Annotated in this window: 14 protein-coding genes; 1 reads left to right on the top strand and 13 read right to left on the bottom strand. The window is 70.3% G+C overall.

What is annotated here, in order from left to right:
• Nucleotides 1–105: 105 nt before the first annotated feature.
• The 4 genes from ACWD26_RS11385 to ACWD26_RS11370 all read right to left on the bottom strand — a co-directional run bounded on the left by ACWD26_RS11385 (nucleotide 106) and on the right by ACWD26_RS11370 (nucleotide 4,186).
• Complete coding sequence (locus ACWD26_RS11385; protein WP_451268636.1) at nucleotides 106–2,271, bottom strand: hypothetical protein; 2,166 nt, start codon at nucleotides 2,269–2,271, stop codon at nucleotides 106–108.
• A gap of 155 nt (nucleotides 2,272–2,426) precedes the next feature.
• Nucleotides 2,427–2,858 carry a DUF6113 family protein gene (locus ACWD26_RS11380; RefSeq protein ID WP_451268634.1) on the bottom strand — a complete coding sequence of 144 codons (432 nt, stop codon included), beginning with the start codon at nucleotides 2,856–2,858 and terminating at the stop codon, nucleotides 2,427–2,429.
• A 64-nt stretch (nucleotides 2,859–2,922) separates the two neighbouring features.
• Nucleotides 2,923–3,864, bottom strand: a complete 942-nt coding sequence (gene mshB, locus ACWD26_RS11375) for an N-acetyl-1-D-myo-inositol-2-amino-2-deoxy-alpha-D-glucopyranoside deacetylase (RefSeq protein ID WP_451268632.1) — start codon at nucleotides 3,862–3,864, stop codon at nucleotides 2,923–2,925.
• A gap of 127 nt (nucleotides 3,865–3,991) precedes the next feature.
• Entirely contained in the window at nucleotides 3,992–4,186 is a 195-nt protein-coding gene (locus ACWD26_RS11370; RefSeq protein WP_005480627.1) for a hypothetical protein, read from the bottom strand.
• A gap of 224 nt (nucleotides 4,187–4,410) precedes the next feature.
• Between ACWD26_RS11370 and ACWD26_RS11365 the strand changes: the two genes are divergently transcribed.
• Complete coding sequence (locus ACWD26_RS11365; protein ID WP_451268630.1) at nucleotides 4,411–6,564, top strand: prolyl oligopeptidase family serine peptidase; 2,154 nt, start codon at nucleotides 4,411–4,413, stop codon at nucleotides 6,562–6,564.
• 206 nt (nucleotides 6,565–6,770) lie between these two features.
• Here the strand turns inward: ACWD26_RS11365 and ACWD26_RS11360 are convergent, their stop codons facing one another.
• The 9 genes from ACWD26_RS11360 to ACWD26_RS11320 all read right to left on the bottom strand — a co-directional run bounded on the left by ACWD26_RS11360 (nucleotide 6,771) and on the right by ACWD26_RS11320 (nucleotide 15,978).
• On the bottom strand, nucleotides 6,771–7,871 hold the full coding sequence (locus tag ACWD26_RS11360; protein ID WP_451268628.1) for an ABC transporter ATP-binding protein: 1,101 nt from the start codon (nucleotides 7,869–7,871) through the stop codon (nucleotides 6,771–6,773).
• Nucleotides 7,855–8,847: an ABC transporter ATP-binding protein gene (locus ACWD26_RS11355; RefSeq protein WP_451268626.1), complete on the bottom strand. Its 993-nt coding sequence runs from the start codon at nucleotides 8,845–8,847 to the stop codon at nucleotides 7,855–7,857. Before ACWD26_RS11355 ends, ACWD26_RS11360 begins: the two co-directional genes overlap by 17 nt.
• 7 nt (nucleotides 8,848–8,854) lie before the next feature.
• Nucleotides 8,855–9,862, bottom strand: coding sequence for an ABC transporter permease (locus ACWD26_RS11350; protein WP_451268624.1), 1,008 nt, complete (start codon nucleotides 9,860–9,862; stop codon nucleotides 8,855–8,857).
• A complete protein-coding gene (locus tag ACWD26_RS11345) occupies nucleotides 9,855–10,778 on the bottom strand; it encodes an ABC transporter permease (RefSeq protein ID WP_451268622.1) in 924 nt (307 codons plus the stop codon). Before ACWD26_RS11345 ends, ACWD26_RS11350 begins: the two co-directional genes overlap by 8 nt.
• A 6-nt stretch (nucleotides 10,779–10,784) precedes the next feature.
• Nucleotides 10,785–12,425: a peptide ABC transporter substrate-binding protein gene (locus ACWD26_RS11340; protein WP_451268620.1), complete on the bottom strand. Its 1,641-nt coding sequence runs from the start codon at nucleotides 12,423–12,425 to the stop codon at nucleotides 10,785–10,787.
• Nucleotides 12,426–12,609: 184 nt separating this feature from the next.
• On the bottom strand, nucleotides 12,610–12,993 hold the full coding sequence (locus ACWD26_RS11335; RefSeq protein ID WP_451268618.1) for a VOC family protein: 384 nt from the start codon (nucleotides 12,991–12,993) through the stop codon (nucleotides 12,610–12,612).
• Entirely contained in the window at nucleotides 12,990–13,622 is a 633-nt protein-coding gene (locus ACWD26_RS11330) for an HAD-IA family hydrolase (RefSeq protein ID WP_451268616.1), read from the bottom strand. Before ACWD26_RS11330 ends, ACWD26_RS11335 begins: the two co-directional genes overlap by 4 nt.
• 137 nt (nucleotides 13,623–13,759) lie before the next feature.
• Nucleotides 13,760–14,902: an ABC transporter ATP-binding protein gene (locus ACWD26_RS11325; protein WP_451268614.1), complete on the bottom strand. Its 1,143-nt coding sequence runs from the start codon at nucleotides 14,900–14,902 to the stop codon at nucleotides 13,760–13,762.
• 14 nt (nucleotides 14,903–14,916) lie between these two features.
• Nucleotides 14,917–15,978, bottom strand: coding sequence for an ABC transporter ATP-binding protein (locus ACWD26_RS11320; protein ID WP_451268612.1), 1,062 nt, complete (start codon nucleotides 15,976–15,978; stop codon nucleotides 14,917–14,919).
• Between the last annotated feature and the right edge of the window lie 8 nt (nucleotides 15,979–15,986).

The following is a 15,986-nucleotide window of genomic DNA, read 5'->3' as shown; positions in this document are numbered from 1 at the left end:
GTCGGTGGTCCCTACCCCGGGATGACAGAAGTCATAGCCGGGACAGTGACGAGGGGGCACCCGGCGTTCGCCGGGTGCCCCCTTCACGGCTGTGGAGCCACGGAACTAGCTCGGGTCCGTCTCGATGACCGCCGTACGGTCCGTCGTGCTCTTCAGGGCCTGGCGGAGGGCGCCGTAGACGTCCTCGACGGTGACGGGGGTCTTCTCGCCGTTGCCCCGGGTGATGAGGACGCCGTCGAAGGTGCCGCCGTAGAGCTCCTTGAGGGCCTTCTCGTCGTAGGAGTCGACGAGCTTGCCGTCGATGGTCTTGACGGTGAGGAACTTCCAGAGGGAGTTCTCCGGGCTCAGCTCGATGCTGTGCGCGGCGTCCGTCTGCACGATGACGTTGGCGGACATGGCCGGCTCCGCGAACTCCTTCATGAACCGGTCGACCTCGGCCTTGTCGACCGACGGGTCCTTGGTCGTGGTCGGCAGCTGCACGGCCGCGGCCTTGCCGGTCTCGACCTGGGTGCGGTAGGCCTCCTCGACGGCGTCGGTGGACTCGCCGACCGCGATGCCCTTGCCGGCCTTGCCATAGACGGGCACGGCCTTGCCGGCCTCGTACTTGACGGTGCCGTCGCTCGCCGAGCCGGAGCTGCCCGCGGCGCGCTCCAGGGCGGCCTGGAGCTTCTCCTCGTCGACGGGCATGACGGGCTCGACGACCCGTTTCTGGCCGAAGAGGGCGCCGACCACCGAGACGGGGTTGTAGTCGCTGACGGCGGCGGCGCTGACCGTGGCCTGCTTGTCGAACTGCAGTCCGGCCTGGTCGGGTTTGAGGGAGACGGTCTCGCCGTCGACCGTGAGCTTCAGCGCCTCGTCCGTGCGGTCGCCGAAGGCCTCGTCGAGCTTGTTGACGGCCTCGTCACGGGTGCTGCCGCCGATGTCGACGCCGAGGACGGTGGTGCCCTTGGGAACGTCGGAGTGGTTCAGCAGCAGACCGGCGCCGTAGACACCGCCGCCGAGGACGATCACGCCGCCGACGAGCAGGCCCAGCTTGCTGCGGCCCTTCTTCTTGGCCGGCTTGGCGGACTTCGTGTTCTTCGCCGGGGTGGACTTCTGCTGCGGGCCGGGGTCGGGCAGCTTCGGCGGGGTGTGCTGCACCGCGCCGTCGGGTCCGCCCGCGCCGAAGGGCGTGCCCTGGCTGCCGGGGGGCACGACGGGGATGCCGCTGGTCAGGGTGTGCCCCGAGGGGTTGTCGACGACAGGGCCGGAGCCGCCGTAGCCGGGGGTGCCCGGCTCGGGGGCCGGCCGCTGCGGGGTGAGGACCGCAGTGTCGTCGCTGAGGCCGCCGCCGGGGCGGGCGTAGGCGCCGGGCGCGGAGAAGTCGGGCGCGGAGAAGTCGGGCGCGGAGAAGTCGGCTTCGGGGCCGCCGAAGGGGCTCCCCTGGCCGGGAGGCGGGCCGAGCGGACTGTCGCCGGTGACCGGGCCGGTGGTGGGGCCCGCCGGGCCGGAGCGGCCGTTCGGGCCGTCGGGGCCCAGGCCGGTGCCGTGGTCCGAGAAGTACGGCAGGTCGTCGCGCTCGGGCTTGGTGCCGGCCAGCGCGGCCGAGACGTCGAAGGAGCCGGTGCCGCCGCCGTGGCCGGGTGCCACCGGCTGGCCGCCGGTGGCGCCGGGGAGCCCGGAGCCGTTCGTACCGCCGGGCCGGGGGCCGCCGCTCGCGCCGGGGCGCGGGCCCGCGGGCTGCGCTCCGCCGGGGCCGCCGGCCAGCGGACCCGTGCCGCCGGGGCGGGCGCCCGCGCCTGGGCCGGCCGGCGTGCCGGGGCCCGGGCCGCCGAGCGGACCGGTGGGGAACCCGGCCCCGTTGCCGGCGCCGACGTTCGTGCCCTTCGGCGGGGTGGAGCCCTTGCGTGGCGCGAACCAGTCGCTGGCGGGCCTGTCGTCGGCCGGCCCTGCCGGTTCCGGCGCCGGGGGCTCCGTGAAGACGGGCATGGCCGTCGTGCCGGTGGTCTCCGACTCGGACCCGGCGTCGTCCGACGCGCCCTCGCCGTCCCCGACCGGCTTGCGCACGACGACCGGCGGGATGGGACGCGACCCGGGGATGTTGATCCGGACCCGCGTCGTCAGTGTGGTCTCGGTCTTGGGGCCGTCCGGTCGCTCGCCTGCGGCCGACCGGGCCGCGTCGGCACCGGCCTCGGTGGCCATGGGCGTGCCGTACGGCGGTGTCCCCGACGGGTACGCGGTGCTGCCGCGCCCATTGGCCCCGGAGGACGAAGTGTCAGTTTCACGACTCAAGGCAGGTTCTCCCGGTTTGCTCCGCCGCCCGTCACGACCTCAGCGGGCGGCTCGGCGGCGCGCACCACCATACTGGCCACTTCCGGCGCGTATCCCACGACCGCGTGGGAAACCCACACGGGACCCGCACCCGCGTACCGCGGCGAAGTGGTACGTCACTTCCCAAGTCGGGCGTCGGACCCGGTCGGTTGCCGCCCCCGCCCAAGGGTGGCGCACATCACAGCCACAGCCATGCCGCCGAGCAGGAAGAGATACGAGCCGGCTCCCGCGCCGAACAGGAAGTCTCCCTCCGGTCGGGTGGACGTGAGCAGGATGACGGAGATCATCCACCCGGCGGCCGGCGCAACGGCCCCCGCTCTGCCGCCCATCGCCCGGGCGCCCCCCAGGAAGAGGCCGGTCGCGCCGGCCAGCGCGAGCAGCAACCCGGCGGGGAACCAGGCGGCTTGGAGCAGCCCGCCGGCCGCGCCGACCACGGCTCCCAGCACGAAGAGCCCCAGGTGGGCGGCGGTCCGCCCGAGCGGGGGCAGCGTCAACGGCTGTGCGAGCGCGCTGCCTTGTCCGGCCGAGGGCCGGTCGGTCGCCTTCATCGCCGGCCTGCCTCTCGGCGGTCGCGCGAGCGCACCACTCGTTTGTCATACACATGCGTACGCATCACAGGGCCGTTCCGTTCTGCCGTTCCTCGAAAGACTCGCAAGAAATGCCGGGAACCCCCTCGAACAAGTCGCTCTCCCGGCTCCCTCCTTCACGTCTGCCGCGTACCAACTCGTAGTACTCGGTGGTCAGGAGAGGCTGTGCGAGTTTGTTGGAGAGGGCGAAGTACGGTCCGGCGACCTCGATCTGGGTGGCGTGCGCGCGCATCGCGGCGGCCTTCGCTGCCGCGAAGTCGGTGCCGTCGATCTCGGTCGTGACGATGTGGTCGTCCACCACCCCCGGCACATCGGCCACACTCGCCGCGTGCTGGAACGGCAGCCGTCCGGGCTCTGCGAGGTCGCGGCGGAGCCGGGCGAAGCCCTCCAGGACCACGCCGCGCGGCACCCGGTTCCAGTAGACCTTGGCGATCTCCCAGGGCTCGCCCAGGTCGGGCCGGAAGTCCGGGTCGGGGGTCAGGTCGGCGGCGCGCATGGCGACGCGGTGGGCCTGGATGTGGTCGGGGTGGCCGTAGCCGCCGCCCGGATCGTAGGTGACGAGGACCTGGGGGCGTACCTCGCGGATCACCTGGACCAGATGGGCGGCGGCCTCGTCGAGGTCGGCGGACCAGAAGGCGCCGGGCCGCTCGTTCTGCTCGACGCCCATCATCCCGGAGTCGCGGTAGCGTCCGGGGCCGCCGAGGAAGCGGTGGTCGGTGACGCCGAGCTCCTTCATGGCCTCGGCCAGTTCGCCCACCCGGTACGGGCCCAGCGTGTCGTCACGGTCGGGCGCGAGGTGGGCGAGACGGGGCGGGATGACCTCGCCCTCCTCGCCGAGCGTGCAGGTCACCAGCGTCACCCGCGCTCCCCCGGCCGCGTACTTGGCCATGGTCGCGCCGTTGTTGATCGACTCGTCGTCCGGGTGCGCGTGCACCAGGAGCAGTCGGCGGCTGGGCAGATCCGTCATGGACCCACCCTACGAGGCGCCCGGGCCGCGCCTGTGTCGGGCGCGGTCATTCACGGGAACGGTCGGCCGCGGGGGTCGCGGACCTGGTGGCACAGGCCCTGGGAGAGGCCCCCGGCGGCCGGAGGTGTCAGAACTTGATACTGCCGATCATGCCCGCGATGTTGGTCGTCAGCTCGCTGATCGTCGGCGCGATGGTCGAGGAGGCGAGGTAGAAACCGAGCAGGATGCAGATGATCGCGTGTGGTGCCTTCAGCCCTGACTTCTTGATCAGGATGAAGACGATGATCGCCAGCAGCACCACCGCCGAAATCGAGAGTGCCACGGCGGCTCACCTCCAAAAGTTCCCTGGGACCTGGGGAGCGAAGCAGTTGTCGAGGGCTGACGGCGGAGCCGTCGTCAACCGGTGACGTGGGTGACGCAGTTGTAAATCCATACAGCGGCCAGCAGGTTCATACCCACCCAGCGATAGTGATCATAACTATCCATACGCGCGCATCGATCGGCGCACGGCCGCACAAGGGGGCGCATGGCCAATATGGTCGGGGGATGACGACCCAGCCCGAGTCCTTCCCTCGCCGACACGCCCGGACACAGCGTTTCACCCTGGGCGCGCCACGGGCGTTCTCCGTCGCTCCGGACGGTTCCCGCGTGGCGTTCCTGCGATCCGCCTCCGGCACCGAACGGGCCAACAAGCTGTGGGTGCTTGACCTCCCGGAGGGCGGCGAGAGGGTCGCCGCCGACCCTGGCACGCTGCTCCGCGGCTCCTCGGAGGAGTTGTCGGCCGAGGAGCGCGCACGCCGGGAACGCAGCCGCGAGGGCGGCGCCGGAATCGTCGGCTACGCCACCGACGCGGCCGTGGAGTTGGCCTCTTTCGCCTTGTCAGGGCGGCTTTTCGTGGCCGAACTGCGGGCCGGCACGGCACGTGAACTGGACGTACCCGGACCGGTGATCGACCCCCGCCCCTCGCCCGACGGCCGGTACGTCGCCTACGTCGCCCGGGGCGCGCTGCGGGTCGTCGAGGCGGAGGGCGCCAACGATCTGGCGCTCACCGAGGAGGACCTGGAGAACGTCACCCACGGCCTGGCGGAGTTCATCGCGGCCGAGGAGATGGGTCGTTCGCGTGGCTTCTGGTGGTCGCCGGATTCGGACCGCCTGCTGGTGACCCGTGTGGACGACACGCCGGTGCGCCGCTGGTGGATCTCGGACCCCGCACAGCCGGAAAGGGACCCGCAGCGGGTGGCGTACCCGGCGGCCGGGACCGCCAACGCGGAGGTACGGCTCTTCGTGACCGACCTCTCCGGAGGCCGCACCGAGGTCGTGTGGGACCGGGCGCGCTATCCGTATCTGGCGCATGTGCACTGGTCAGCGGCGGGAGCGCCGCTGATCCTGGTGCAGGCTCGGGACCAGCTCAGCCAGCTGTTCCTGGCCGTGGACGCGGACTCGGGGGCCACCCGGATGGTGCACGCCGACGAAGATCCACATTGGCTTGATCTTTTCCCCGGGGTGCCTTCGTGGAGTCCGTCGGGGCAGCTCGTGCGTGTCGCGGACGAGGGCGGCGCGCGGGTGCTGGCGGTCGGCGAACGTCCGCTGACGGGGCCGCAGTTGCACGTCCGCTCGGTTCTCGACGTGACCGACGCCGACGTGCTGGTCTCGGCGTCGGCGGGTGAGGCGGCCGCCGATCCGGAGATCGGGGAGATCCACGTCTACCGCGTGAACGAGCTGGGCCTGGAGCGCCTGTCGCAGGAGCCGGGCGTGCACTCGGCGGTGCGCTCCGGGGGTGTGACCGTACTCGTCTCGGCCATTCCCGAGCGGGCGGGCACCCAGGTACAGGTGCTGCGGGACGGCAAGCGCGTGGCGACCGTGGCGTCTTATGCGGAAGATCCCGGTCTGTCCCCGCGCGTACGGTTCACCCAGGGGGGCGCACGCCGCGTACCGTGCGCCCTGCTTATGCCGAGCGACTACGACGGGGACACACCCCTACCGGTTCTCCTGGACCCCTACGGCGGCCCCCACGGCCCCCGGGTGCTCGCCGCCCACAACGCGCACCTCACCTCGCAGTGGTTCGCCGACCAGGGTTTCGCGGTGGTGGTCGCCGACGGGCGCGGCACCCCCGGCCGCTCCCCCGCCTGGGAGAAGGCGATCGACGGCGACTTCACGCTCTCCCTGGACGACCAGGTGGAGGCGCTGCACGACCTGGCGAAGTCGCATCCGCTGGACCTGTCCCGGGTGGCGATCCGCGGCTGGTCGTACGGCGGCTGGCTGGCGGCCCTCGCGGTGCTGCGCCGACCGGACGTCTTCCACGCGGGCATCGCGGGCGCCCCGGTCACCGACTGGCGGCTGTACGACACGCACTACACCGAGCGCTACCTGGGCGATCCGGCATCGGCCCCGGAGGCGTACGCGAAGAGCTCGCTGGTGACGGACGAGGGGCTGTCCGCCCCCGCCGAGCCGCACCGGCCGCTGATGATCGTGCACGGCACCGCCGACGACAACGTCGTCTTCGCCCACGCCCTGCGCCTGTCCTCCGCGCTCCTCGCGGCCGGCCGCCCGCACGAGGTGCTGCCGCTCTCGGGGGTGACGCACATGACCCCGCAGGAACAGGTCGCGGAGAACCTGCTGCTGCTCCAGGTGGACTTCCTGCGGCGCGCTTTGAACCTGGGCAGCAAGGGCCTTCCAGAGAGCACCGCAACCATCAAGTGAGGAACCACGACGAAGCACCAGCCAGGTTCGCGAGAGCGGCACCGGCTTAGGCGCAAAGGCAGCAACGGGCCGGGGCTACATGGCGAGCCCCGGCCCGTTTACGGCACCCGCACGGCCGTACGTGATTCAGATTCGCGTGTCCGTATATCGGAACGGGGTCAGCCAAGTTGCCTGCGTGTTAACGCGTTTGGTGTGGATTTTTAGGCTTATTCTGCCCCATCCGCATGATCGTCCGTCGACTCCTCCGGCGGCTCCTGCGTCGGCTCCTCCGGCGGCACCACCTGCTTCTCCTCCGCGAAATGGCAGGCCGAGTCATGGGCCGCCGGGCCGGTCGTGAACCGGAACTCCGCAGGTACCGCGAGCAGCGGCACCTCCAGCGCGCACCTTTCCCGGGCCTTCCAGCAGCGCGTGCGGAAGCGGCACCCGGAGGGGATGTTCGTCGGGGAGGGCACGTCGCCGAAGAGGATGATCCGCTCCCGGTGCTCGCGTGCCTCGGGGTCCGGGACGGGCACGGCGGAGAGCAGCGCCTGGGTGTAGGGGTGCGTCGGATGGTCGTAGATCTCGGCGTCACGGCCGATCTCCACGATCCGCCCGAGGTACATCACGCCGACCCGGTCGGAGATGTGCCGCACGATCGACAGGTCGTGCGCGATGAAGACGTACGACAGCCCGAACTCGCCCTGGAGCCGGTCCAGCAGGTTGATGACCTGGGCCTGGACGGAGACGTCGAGGGCGGAGACGGGTTCGTCGGCGACGATGATCTCGGGGCGGAGCGCCAGGCCCCGGGCGATGCCGATGCGTTGGCGCTGGCCGCCGGAGAACTGGTGCGGGTAGCGGTTGATGTACTCGGGGTTGAGGCCGACGACGTCGAGGAGTTCCTGGACCCGGCGCCGGCGGTCGCCCTTGGGCGCGACCTCGGGGTGGATGTCGTACGGCTCCCCGATGATGTCGCCCACGGTCATCCGGGGGTTGAGCGAGGTGTACGGGTCCTGGAAGACCATCTGGATGTTGCGGCGGACGGTCTTGAGGGCCTTGCCGGAGAGCCGGGTGATGTCCTCGCCCTTGTAGCGGATGGAACCGGCGGTCGGCCGTTCCAGGTGGACCAGCATCCTGGCGACCGTGGACTTGCCGCAGCCGGACTCTCCGACGATGCCGAGGGTTTCCCCCGGGCCCAGGGTGAAGTCAACGCCGTCGACGGCCTTCACCGCGCCGACCTGCTTCTTGAAGAGGATGCCCTCGGTGAGCGGGTAGTGCTTGACCAGCCCCCTGACCTCCAGGATCGGCTCGGCCTCAGCGGTGGTGGTCATCGAGGCACTCCCTCCAGAAGTGGCAGGCGCTGACCCGGATCCCGTCCGACGGCTCCACGTCGTACAGCGGGGGTACGTCGGTCCGGCACAGGTCGCGGGCCATCGGACAGCGCGGGTTGAAGGCGCAGCCGGGCGGGATGTTCATGAGGTTGGGCGGCAGGCCCTTGATGGCGTAGAGCTCCTGGCCCTTCTGGTCCAGGCGCGGGATCGAGTCGAGGAGGCCACGGGTGTACGGGTGGGCCGGGGCCTTGTAGAGGTCGTGGACGGGGGCGGACTCGACGATGCGGCCCGCGTACATCACGGCGATGCGGTCGGCGACGTCGGCGACCACACCGAGGTCGTGGGTGATGAGGATCAGGCCCATGTTCAGCTCGCGCCGGAGTTCGGCGAGGAGGTCCATGACCTGGGCCTGGACGGTGACGTCCAGCGCCGTCGTCGGTTCGTCGGCGATGATCAGCGCGGGTTCCAGGGCCAGCGCCATGGCGATCATGATGCGCTGGCGCATACCGCCGGAGAACTGGTGCGGGTAGTCCCGTACGCGCTCCTTGGCGGCCGGGATGCGGACCCGGTCCATCAGCTCGACGGCCTTGGCGCGGGCCTCCTTCTTGGACATGCCCCGGTGGACGACGAACATCTCGCCGAGCTGGTCGCCGACGGAGAGCACGGGATTGAGGGAGGACAGGGCGTCCTGGAAGATCATCGCCATCTCGGCGCCACGGATCTTCCGGCGTTCGTCCTCCTTGAGCTTCAGCAGGTCCTGGCCCCTGAAGAGGATCTCGCCGCCGGTGATCCGCCCGGGCGGCATGTCGAGGATGCCCATGACGGCCTGCGCGGTCACCGACTTGCCGGACCCGGACTCGCCGAGCACGGCCAGCGTCTGCCCCTCGTCCACCCCGTAGTTGACCCCGTTGACGGCCTTGGCGACCCCGTCCCGGGTCCGGAACTCCACGTGCAGATCCCGCACTTCGAGCAGCATGGCCGGCTCACCTCAACTTCGGATCAAGGGCGTCGCGCACCGCGTCGCCGAGCATGATGAAGGCCAGGACCGTGATCGCCAGGGCCCCGGAGGGCCAGAGGAGGGCGTGGGGGGCGTTGCGGATGTACGGGGAGGCGGCGGAGATGTCGATGCCCCAGGAGACGCTTGGTGGTTTGAGGCCGACGCCGAGGTAGGAGAGGGTCGCCTCCAGGGCGATGTACGTGCCGAGGGCGATGGTGGCCACGACGATGACCGGGGCGACCGCGTTCGGGGTGATGTGGCGCAGCAGCATGCGGGAGTTGGAGGCGCCGAGGGCGCGGGCGGCCTGGACGTAGTCGTTCTGTTTGGCGGTGATGACCGCGCCGCGGGCGATGCGGGAGATCTGCGGCCATCCCAGCAGGACCATGAAGCCGATCACCGGCCAGATGCTGTTGTCGGTCACCACGGACAGCAGCACCAGGCCGCCGAGCACCACCGGGATCGCGAAGAAGACGTCGGTGATCCGGGACAGGATCGCGTCCCAGAACCCGCCGAAGAACCCGGCGAGCCCGCCCAGTACCGAGCCGAGGATCGCGACGCCGAGCGTGGCGCAGACGCCGACGGCGATGGAGATCCGCGCCCCGTAGACGGTACGGGTGTAGACGTCGCAGCCCTGGCCGTCGTAGCCGAAGGGGTGGCCGGCCTCCGAGCCCTGCTGGGCCTTGGACAGGTCGCACGTGAGCGGGTTGCCGGAGGCGATCAGCGACGGCCAGAGGGAGATGACGACCAGGAAGAGGATCACCAACCCCGAGACGATGAAGACGGGGTTGCGGCGCAGGTCGCGCCAGGCGTCCGACCAGAGGCTGCGGGGCTTGTCGGACGGGTCGCCGCCGTCGCCCAGGCCCTTCTCCAGGGTCTCCCCCTCGGTGGTGGCCAGGTCCATCGCGCCGCCCATCCCCGTCGCGGCGATCGCCCCGTCCTCGGCGGCCCGTCCGCCGCCCGAGACGTGCGGCTCCGGGGGCTGCGGCTCAGGCATAGCGGATCCTCGGGTCGAGTACGGCGTAGAGGAGGTCGACGAGCAGGTTGGCGAGCAGGAACACCAGGACGAGGACGGTCACGAAGCCGACGACGGTCTGGGTGTTCTGGCGGAGGATGCCCTGGTAGAGCTGGTAGCCGACGCCGTGGATGTTGAAGATCCGCTCGGTGACGATGGCGCCGCCCATGAGGGCGCCGATGTCGGTGCCGATGAAGGTGACCACGGGGATCAGGGAGTTCCGCAGCAGGTGCTTGCGGATCACGCGGTGCCGGGGCAGGCCCTTGGCGACGGCGGTGCGCACGTAGTCGGCGCGGGCGTTCTCGGCGATGGACGTACGGGTCAGCCGGGTGACGTAGGCGAGGGAGACGGAGGCGAGGACGAGCCCGGGGACGATCAGCTCGTCGAAGGGGGCGTCGGAGGAGACCGAGGGGCGGATCCAGCCCCACTCGACACCGAGCAGCAGCTGGAGCAGCAGGCCGGTGACGAAGGTGGGGACGGAGATGACGACCAGGGTGACCAGCAGCACGCCGGTGTCCACGGGCCGGCCGCGCCGCAGCCCGGTGACGACACCCAGCGTGATCCCGATGACGATCTCGAAGAGGATCGCGACGATCGTCAGCCGGATGGTGACCGGGAAGGCCGAGCCCATCAGCTCGGTGACCTCCTGCCCGTTGAACGCGGTGCCGAAGTCGCCGGTGAAGACGTTGCCCATGTAGGTCAGGTATTGCTGCCCCACCGGCTTGTCGAGGCCGAACTCGCGGCGCAGCTGGGCGGCCGTCGCCGGATCGCACTCCCGGTCGCCGCAGAGGCCCGCGATGGGGTCGCCCATCACGTTCACCATCAGGAAGATCAGGAGGGTGGCGCCGACGAAGACCGGGATCATCTGCAGCAGGCGCCGGACGACGTACCGTCCCACGGGAGGTCAGCTGACCTTGATCTGGTCGTACACCGGCACGCTGAACGGGTTCAGGGACACGTCGGAGAGCCGCTCGGAGTAGCCCGCGCTGCCGTTCTGGTACCAGAGCGGGATGGCGGCCATGTTGTCCCGGACGACCTCCTCGGCCTTCTGGAACGTCTCCACGGCCTTCGCCGTGTCGGACTCGGCGTTGGCCTCGTCGACGAGCTTGTCGAACTCGGCGTTGGACCACTTGCCGTCGTTGGAGGAGGCGTTGGTGTAGTAGAGCGGCTGGAGGAAGTTCTGGATGAGCGGATAGTCCATCTGCCAGCCGGCGCGGAACGGGCCGCTCATCTTCCGGTCGGTGATCTGGTTGCGGAAGTCGGCGAAGGTACCGACCGGGTTACCGACGCACGCCTTGTCGTTGTCGAGGGCGTTGTTGATGGAGTTGCAGACGGCGTCGACCCACTGCTTGTGGGAGCCGGTGTCCGCGTTGTACGTGATCCTGACCTGGCCGCCGGGGAGGCCGCCGCCCTCCTGGATCAGCTTCTTGGCCGCGTCCGGATCGTGCTCGCAGGCGTCACCGCACAGACCCTTCTTGTAGCCGCCCTCCTCGCCGAGGACGGGGGAGGTCCAGTCGGTGGCGGGGGTGCGGGTCCCCTGGAAGATGGTCTCGGTGATCTGGTCACGGTCGATCGCCCGGGACAGGCCCTCGCGGACCTTCTCCATTCCGTCCTTGCCCCAGTTCCTGTCGTAGTAGGGGAAGGCGAGCGTCTGGATGATGCCGGCCGGGGTGTTGATGTACCGGTCGCCGAGGTCGGCCTCGACGTTCTTCAGCTGGGCGGCGGGGACGTCGTCGACGAGGTCGAGGTTCCCGGCCATCAGGTCGGTGTAGGCGGTGTTGTTGTCGGTGTAGACCTTCAGGTCCACGCCGCCGTTCTGCGCCTTGTCCTCACCGGGGTAGTCGTCCCACTTGCGCACCGACAGCTGGGCGCCCTTGGTGTACGACTCCACGGCGTACGGGCCGTTGCCGACGGGCTTGCTCAGCCAGGCGTCGTGGTCGGTGAAGAACGACTGCGGCAGCGGGGCGTAGGCGTTGTAGCCGAGGGTGTCGGGGAAGGTCGAGAACTTCTGGGTGAGCTTGACCGTGAAGGTGGCGTCGTCGACGACCTTCAGCCCGGATAGGGTCTCGGCGGTCTGCTCGCCGCCGTCGGCCGGGTGCGTCTTGTCGTAGCCCTCGATGTACTCGAAGAAGTACGCGTTGCGCTGGTTGTTCTTCAGACTCGCCCCGTAGTTCCAGGCGTCCACGAAGGACTTGGCGGTGACCTTCTCGCCGTTCTGGAAGGTCCAGCCGTCCTTGATGGTGATGGTGAAGTTCTGCGAGTCGGTCGTCTCGATCTCCTCGGCGAGCATGTCCTTCGCCTCACCGGTCTTGGGGTCGTACCGCTTCAGCCCGCGGAAGATCATGTCGAGCACCTTGCCGCCCTGCACCTCGTTGGTGTTGGCCGGCTCCAGCGGGTTCTGCGGGTCCCCCCACGAGGAGCTGAGCACCGCTCCGGTGTCACCGGCGCCGCCACCGCCGTCGTCGTCCCCGCCCCCGCAGGCGGTCACGGCGAGGGCGACCGCCGCCGCACCGGCGACCCATCGGGCGTGCGTGGCTCCACGCATGGAGTGCCTCCTCGTCGTACATGCGCGATGTTCTTGTTACCGGACAATATCGGCGCATAACACGCAAAGTGCACATCTGGAGGGCCGTATGGGTGTGTGCTCGGGTTGGGGTGTGTGCTCGGGTTCGGGTGCCTGTTCGGGTGCGGGCGAGTGGGGATTACTCGCCACTGGCCGCACCCCAGGGTCAGCCCAGCTCCCCCCGCTCCACGCAGAACTCGTTGCCCTCGGGGTCGGCCATGAGGACCCAGCCGCCGCCGTCGGGGCGGGTGTGGTCGGCGATCACACGGGCGCCCAGCCCGAGGGCGCGCTCGACCTCCTCGGCGCGGGTGCGGCCCTGGGGTCGCAGGTCGAGGTGTACCCGGTTCTTGACCGACTTGGCCTCGGGGACGCGGATGAAGAGCAGCCTCGGGCCACCGGCCGGGTCCTCGATGATGGCCTCCGGGTCACCGGGCTTGTCGTCGTCGGCCAGGGGCCGGCCGAGGAGTTCGCTCCAGAAGAGGCCGAGGTCGTACGGGTCGCCGGTGCAGTCGATCGTGATGTTGTGGATGGTGGCGGGTGTGAGGCTCAACTGGTGTCTCCGTCGCGATGTGTCGGTGGTGTGTGCTGTGCGTCTTCCGTGCAGTGCAGGATCGCCCCCGCCGCCTCCGCGGCCGACCCGAAACACGCGTGCGCGTCCCGGAGTTCGTCCGGCCGGTGTGTGGAGGCCACCGCGTACACCGTGCAGCCGGCCGCGAGTCCCGCCGCCATGCCCGCCGGCGCGTCCTCGACGACCAGGCAGCGGGCCGGGTCGGCGCCCGGGCGAGCGGCGGCGATCAGACAGCCCTCGGGCGACGGCCCGCCCTCGGAGACGTCCTCGGCGCGGACCCGCACCTCGGGCACGACCGGCCCCGTACGGGCGAGCCGGGCGGCGGTCGGCTCGGCGCGGCTGGAGGTGACGACGGCCCAGCGGCCCGGCGGCAGGGCGCGCGGCGGTCCGGCGACCCCGTCGAAGGCTCGGAACCCGGGTTTCCCGGCCGCCATCAGCCGGTCCAGGGACCGGTGTTCCTCGTCCGGGTCACGCTCCGGCGCCGACGACCGCAGGTTGTCCTCCCGCCGCCGGACCCGGCCGTGCGCACCGGCGGTGTCGGTCGGCACGCCGTCCACGTCGAAGAGAACGGCGGCCACCGTACGGTCGTCGATCAGCCGTCCCGACCCCATATGTCCGCGCGCCCCCGTCGAAAGCGTTCATCCACGAAGCAGGGCCCGTCGCACAGCGGTGATGGCCCCCGTTACCGGGATCATCACCGTCGTACGACGAGCCCTGAAAGACCCGATCAGGTCAGTCCTTCGTGATCTCAGTCCTTCGTGCCCTTCGCGTCGGACTCCCTCGGCGCGCTGTCCTCCAGCGCCTTGAGCGCGGGGTCCAGGACGACGTCCTCGGCGCGGGCCTCGGTCGTCGGGTCCTCCGGGAAGTGGCAGGCCGTCAGGTGGCCGGCCAGGTTGCCGGAGAGCTGGACCAGCGGCGGCTCCTCGCTCGCGCACTTGTCCTGCGCCTTCCAGCAGCGGGTGCGGAAGCGGCAGCCGGACGGCGGCGAGATCGGCGAGGGCACGTCACCGGCGAGCCGGATCCGCTCCTTCACCTCGACCTCGTCGTCGATCGCGACCTCCGGCACCGCCGAGAGGAGCGCGTGGGTGTACGGGTGGCGGGGCCGGTTGTAGAGCGAGTCCCGGTCGGCGACCTCGACGATCTTGCCCAGGTACATGACCGCGACGCGCTTGGAGAAGTGCCGGACGATGGCGAGGTCGTGGGCGATGAAGAGGAACGCGATGCCCAGCTCGTCCTGGACCTTCTGGAGCAGGTTGACGACCTGCGCCTGGATCGACACGTCCAGCGCCGAGACCGGCTCGTCCGCGACGATCAGCTTCGGGTTCAGGGCGAGCGCGCGGGCGACACCGATGCGCTGACGCTGACCGCCGGAGAACTCGTGCGGGAAGCGGTTGTAGTGCTCGGGGTTGAGGCCGACCAGCTCCAGCAGCTCGCGGACCTTCTTCTCCCGGCCGCCCTCGGGGTTGATCCCGTTGACCTCCATCGGTGACTTGATGATCGTGCCGACCGTCTGCCGAGGGTTCAGCGAGGAGTACGGGTCCTGGAAGATCATCTGGATCTCGGACCGCACGGGCGCCAGCTGCTTGCGCGAGGCGTGCGTGATGTCCTGGTCCTTGTAGGTGATCTTCCCGCCGGTGGGCTCCATCAGACGGGTGATCAGCCGCCCGGTGGTCGACTTGCCGCAGCCCGACTCACCGACCAGACCGACGCTCTCGCCGACCCCGACGGTCAGGTCGATGCCGTCCACCGCCTGCACGGCACCGACCTTGCGTTTGATCGGGAAGCCGCCGTAGATGGGGAAGTGTTTCGTCAGGCCCTCGACCCTGAGCAGCGTTTCGGCCGCGGTGTCCGTGGAGCCCTGCTGTGCGGGGAGGGTGAGGTTGTCGCTCATGATCTCGGTTCTCCCTAGCGCAGCCGGGGCTGGATCTTGTCGATGAAGATGGTCTGCTTCTGCTCCGCCGTCAGGTGGCAGGCAGAGGCGCGCCCCTCGCCGAGCGGCGGCCGCTCCGTGCTGCACCGGTTGCCGGTGACCTCACCGGTGAACGCGCAGCGCGGGTGGAACGGGCAGCCGGTGGGCGGGTTGAGCAGGCTGGGCGGGGAGCCGGGGATCGGGGTGAGCGCCTGGCCGGTGTCGCCGCCGAGGCGGGGCATCGAGCTGAGCAGGCCCCAGGTGTAGGGGTGCTTGGGGGTGCGCAGCACCTCACGGACGCTGCCGCGCTCCACGGCCCGGCCCGAGTACATCACCAGCAGGTCGTCGGCCATGTCGGAGATGACGCCGAGGTCGTGGGTGATGAAGATGATCGCGGAGCCGAACTCCTGCTGGAGGTCCTTGAGCAGGTCGAGGATCTGCGCCTGCACGGTCACGTCGAGCGCGGTGGTCGGCTCGTCGGCGATCAGCAGGTCGGGGTCGCAGACCAGCGCCATGGCGATCATGGCGCGCTGGCGCATACCGCCGGAGAACTGGTGCGGGTAGTCGTCCACACGGGTCTGCGGCTGCGGGATGCCGACCTTGGCCAGCATCTCGATCGCCCGCTGCCGGGCCTCCTTCTTGGAGGCGCCGGTGTGCTTCATGAACGGCTCGGCGATCTGCCGGCCCACCGTGTAGTACGGCGAGAGCGCCGTCAGCGGGTCCTGGAAGATCATCGCCACCTTGTTGCCGCGGAGCTGCTCCAGCTCCTTCTCCTTGGCGGTGACGAGTTCCTTGCCGTCGAGGACGATCTCGCCCTCGACGGTGGTGGTCTTGGGGTTGTGCAGGCCGAGGACGGTCAGGTTGGTCACGGACTTGCCGGAGCCCGACTCGCCCACGATGCCCAGCGTCTTGCCGCGCTCGACGTCGAAGGAGAGCCCGTCGACGGCCTTGACTATGCCGTCCTCGGTGGAGAACCGCACCCGCAGGTCGCGGACCGAGAGGAAGGCCTCCGGCCCGGTCGGGGCCTTCTCACCTTCGGTCTTGGTCAGAGTGGTCACGGTATTTC

The sequence above is a fragment of the Streptomyces sp. NPDC002787 genome, assembly GCF_053592095.1.
This window is presented reverse-complemented; position numbering and strand designations above follow the sequence as displayed.

Coding starts and splice junctions, on each gene's coding strand:
- ACWD26_RS11355 (WP_451268626.1), bottom strand. CDS start 8,847: ATGCTGCTCGAAGTGCGGGATCTGCACGTGGAGTTCCGGACCCGGGAC.
- ACWD26_RS11365 (WP_451268630.1), top strand. CDS start 4,411: ATGACGACCCAGCCCGAGTCCTTCCCTCGCCGACACGCCCGGACACAG.
- ACWD26_RS11330 (WP_451268616.1), bottom strand. CDS start 13,622: ATGGGGTCGGGACGGCTGATCGACGACCGTACGGTGGCCGCCGTTCTC.
- ACWD26_RS11325 (WP_451268614.1), bottom strand. CDS start 14,902: ATGAGCGACAACCTCACCCTCCCCGCACAGCAGGGCTCCACGGACACC.
- ACWD26_RS11350 (WP_451268624.1), bottom strand. CDS start 9,862: ATGCCTGAGCCGCAGCCCCCGGAGCCGCACGTCTCGGGCGGCGGACGG.
- ACWD26_RS11340 (WP_451268620.1), bottom strand. CDS start 12,425: ATGCGTGGAGCCACGCACGCCCGATGGGTCGCCGGTGCGGCGGCGGTC.
- mshB (WP_451268632.1), bottom strand. CDS start 3,864: ATGACGGATCTGCCCAGCCGCCGACTGCTCCTGGTGCACGCGCACCCG.
- ACWD26_RS11380 (WP_451268634.1), bottom strand. CDS start 2,858: ATGAAGGCGACCGACCGGCCCTCGGCCGGACAAGGCAGCGCGCTCGCA.
- ACWD26_RS11360 (WP_451268628.1), bottom strand. CDS start 7,871: ATGACCACCACCGCTGAGGCCGAGCCGATCCTGGAGGTCAGGGGGCTG.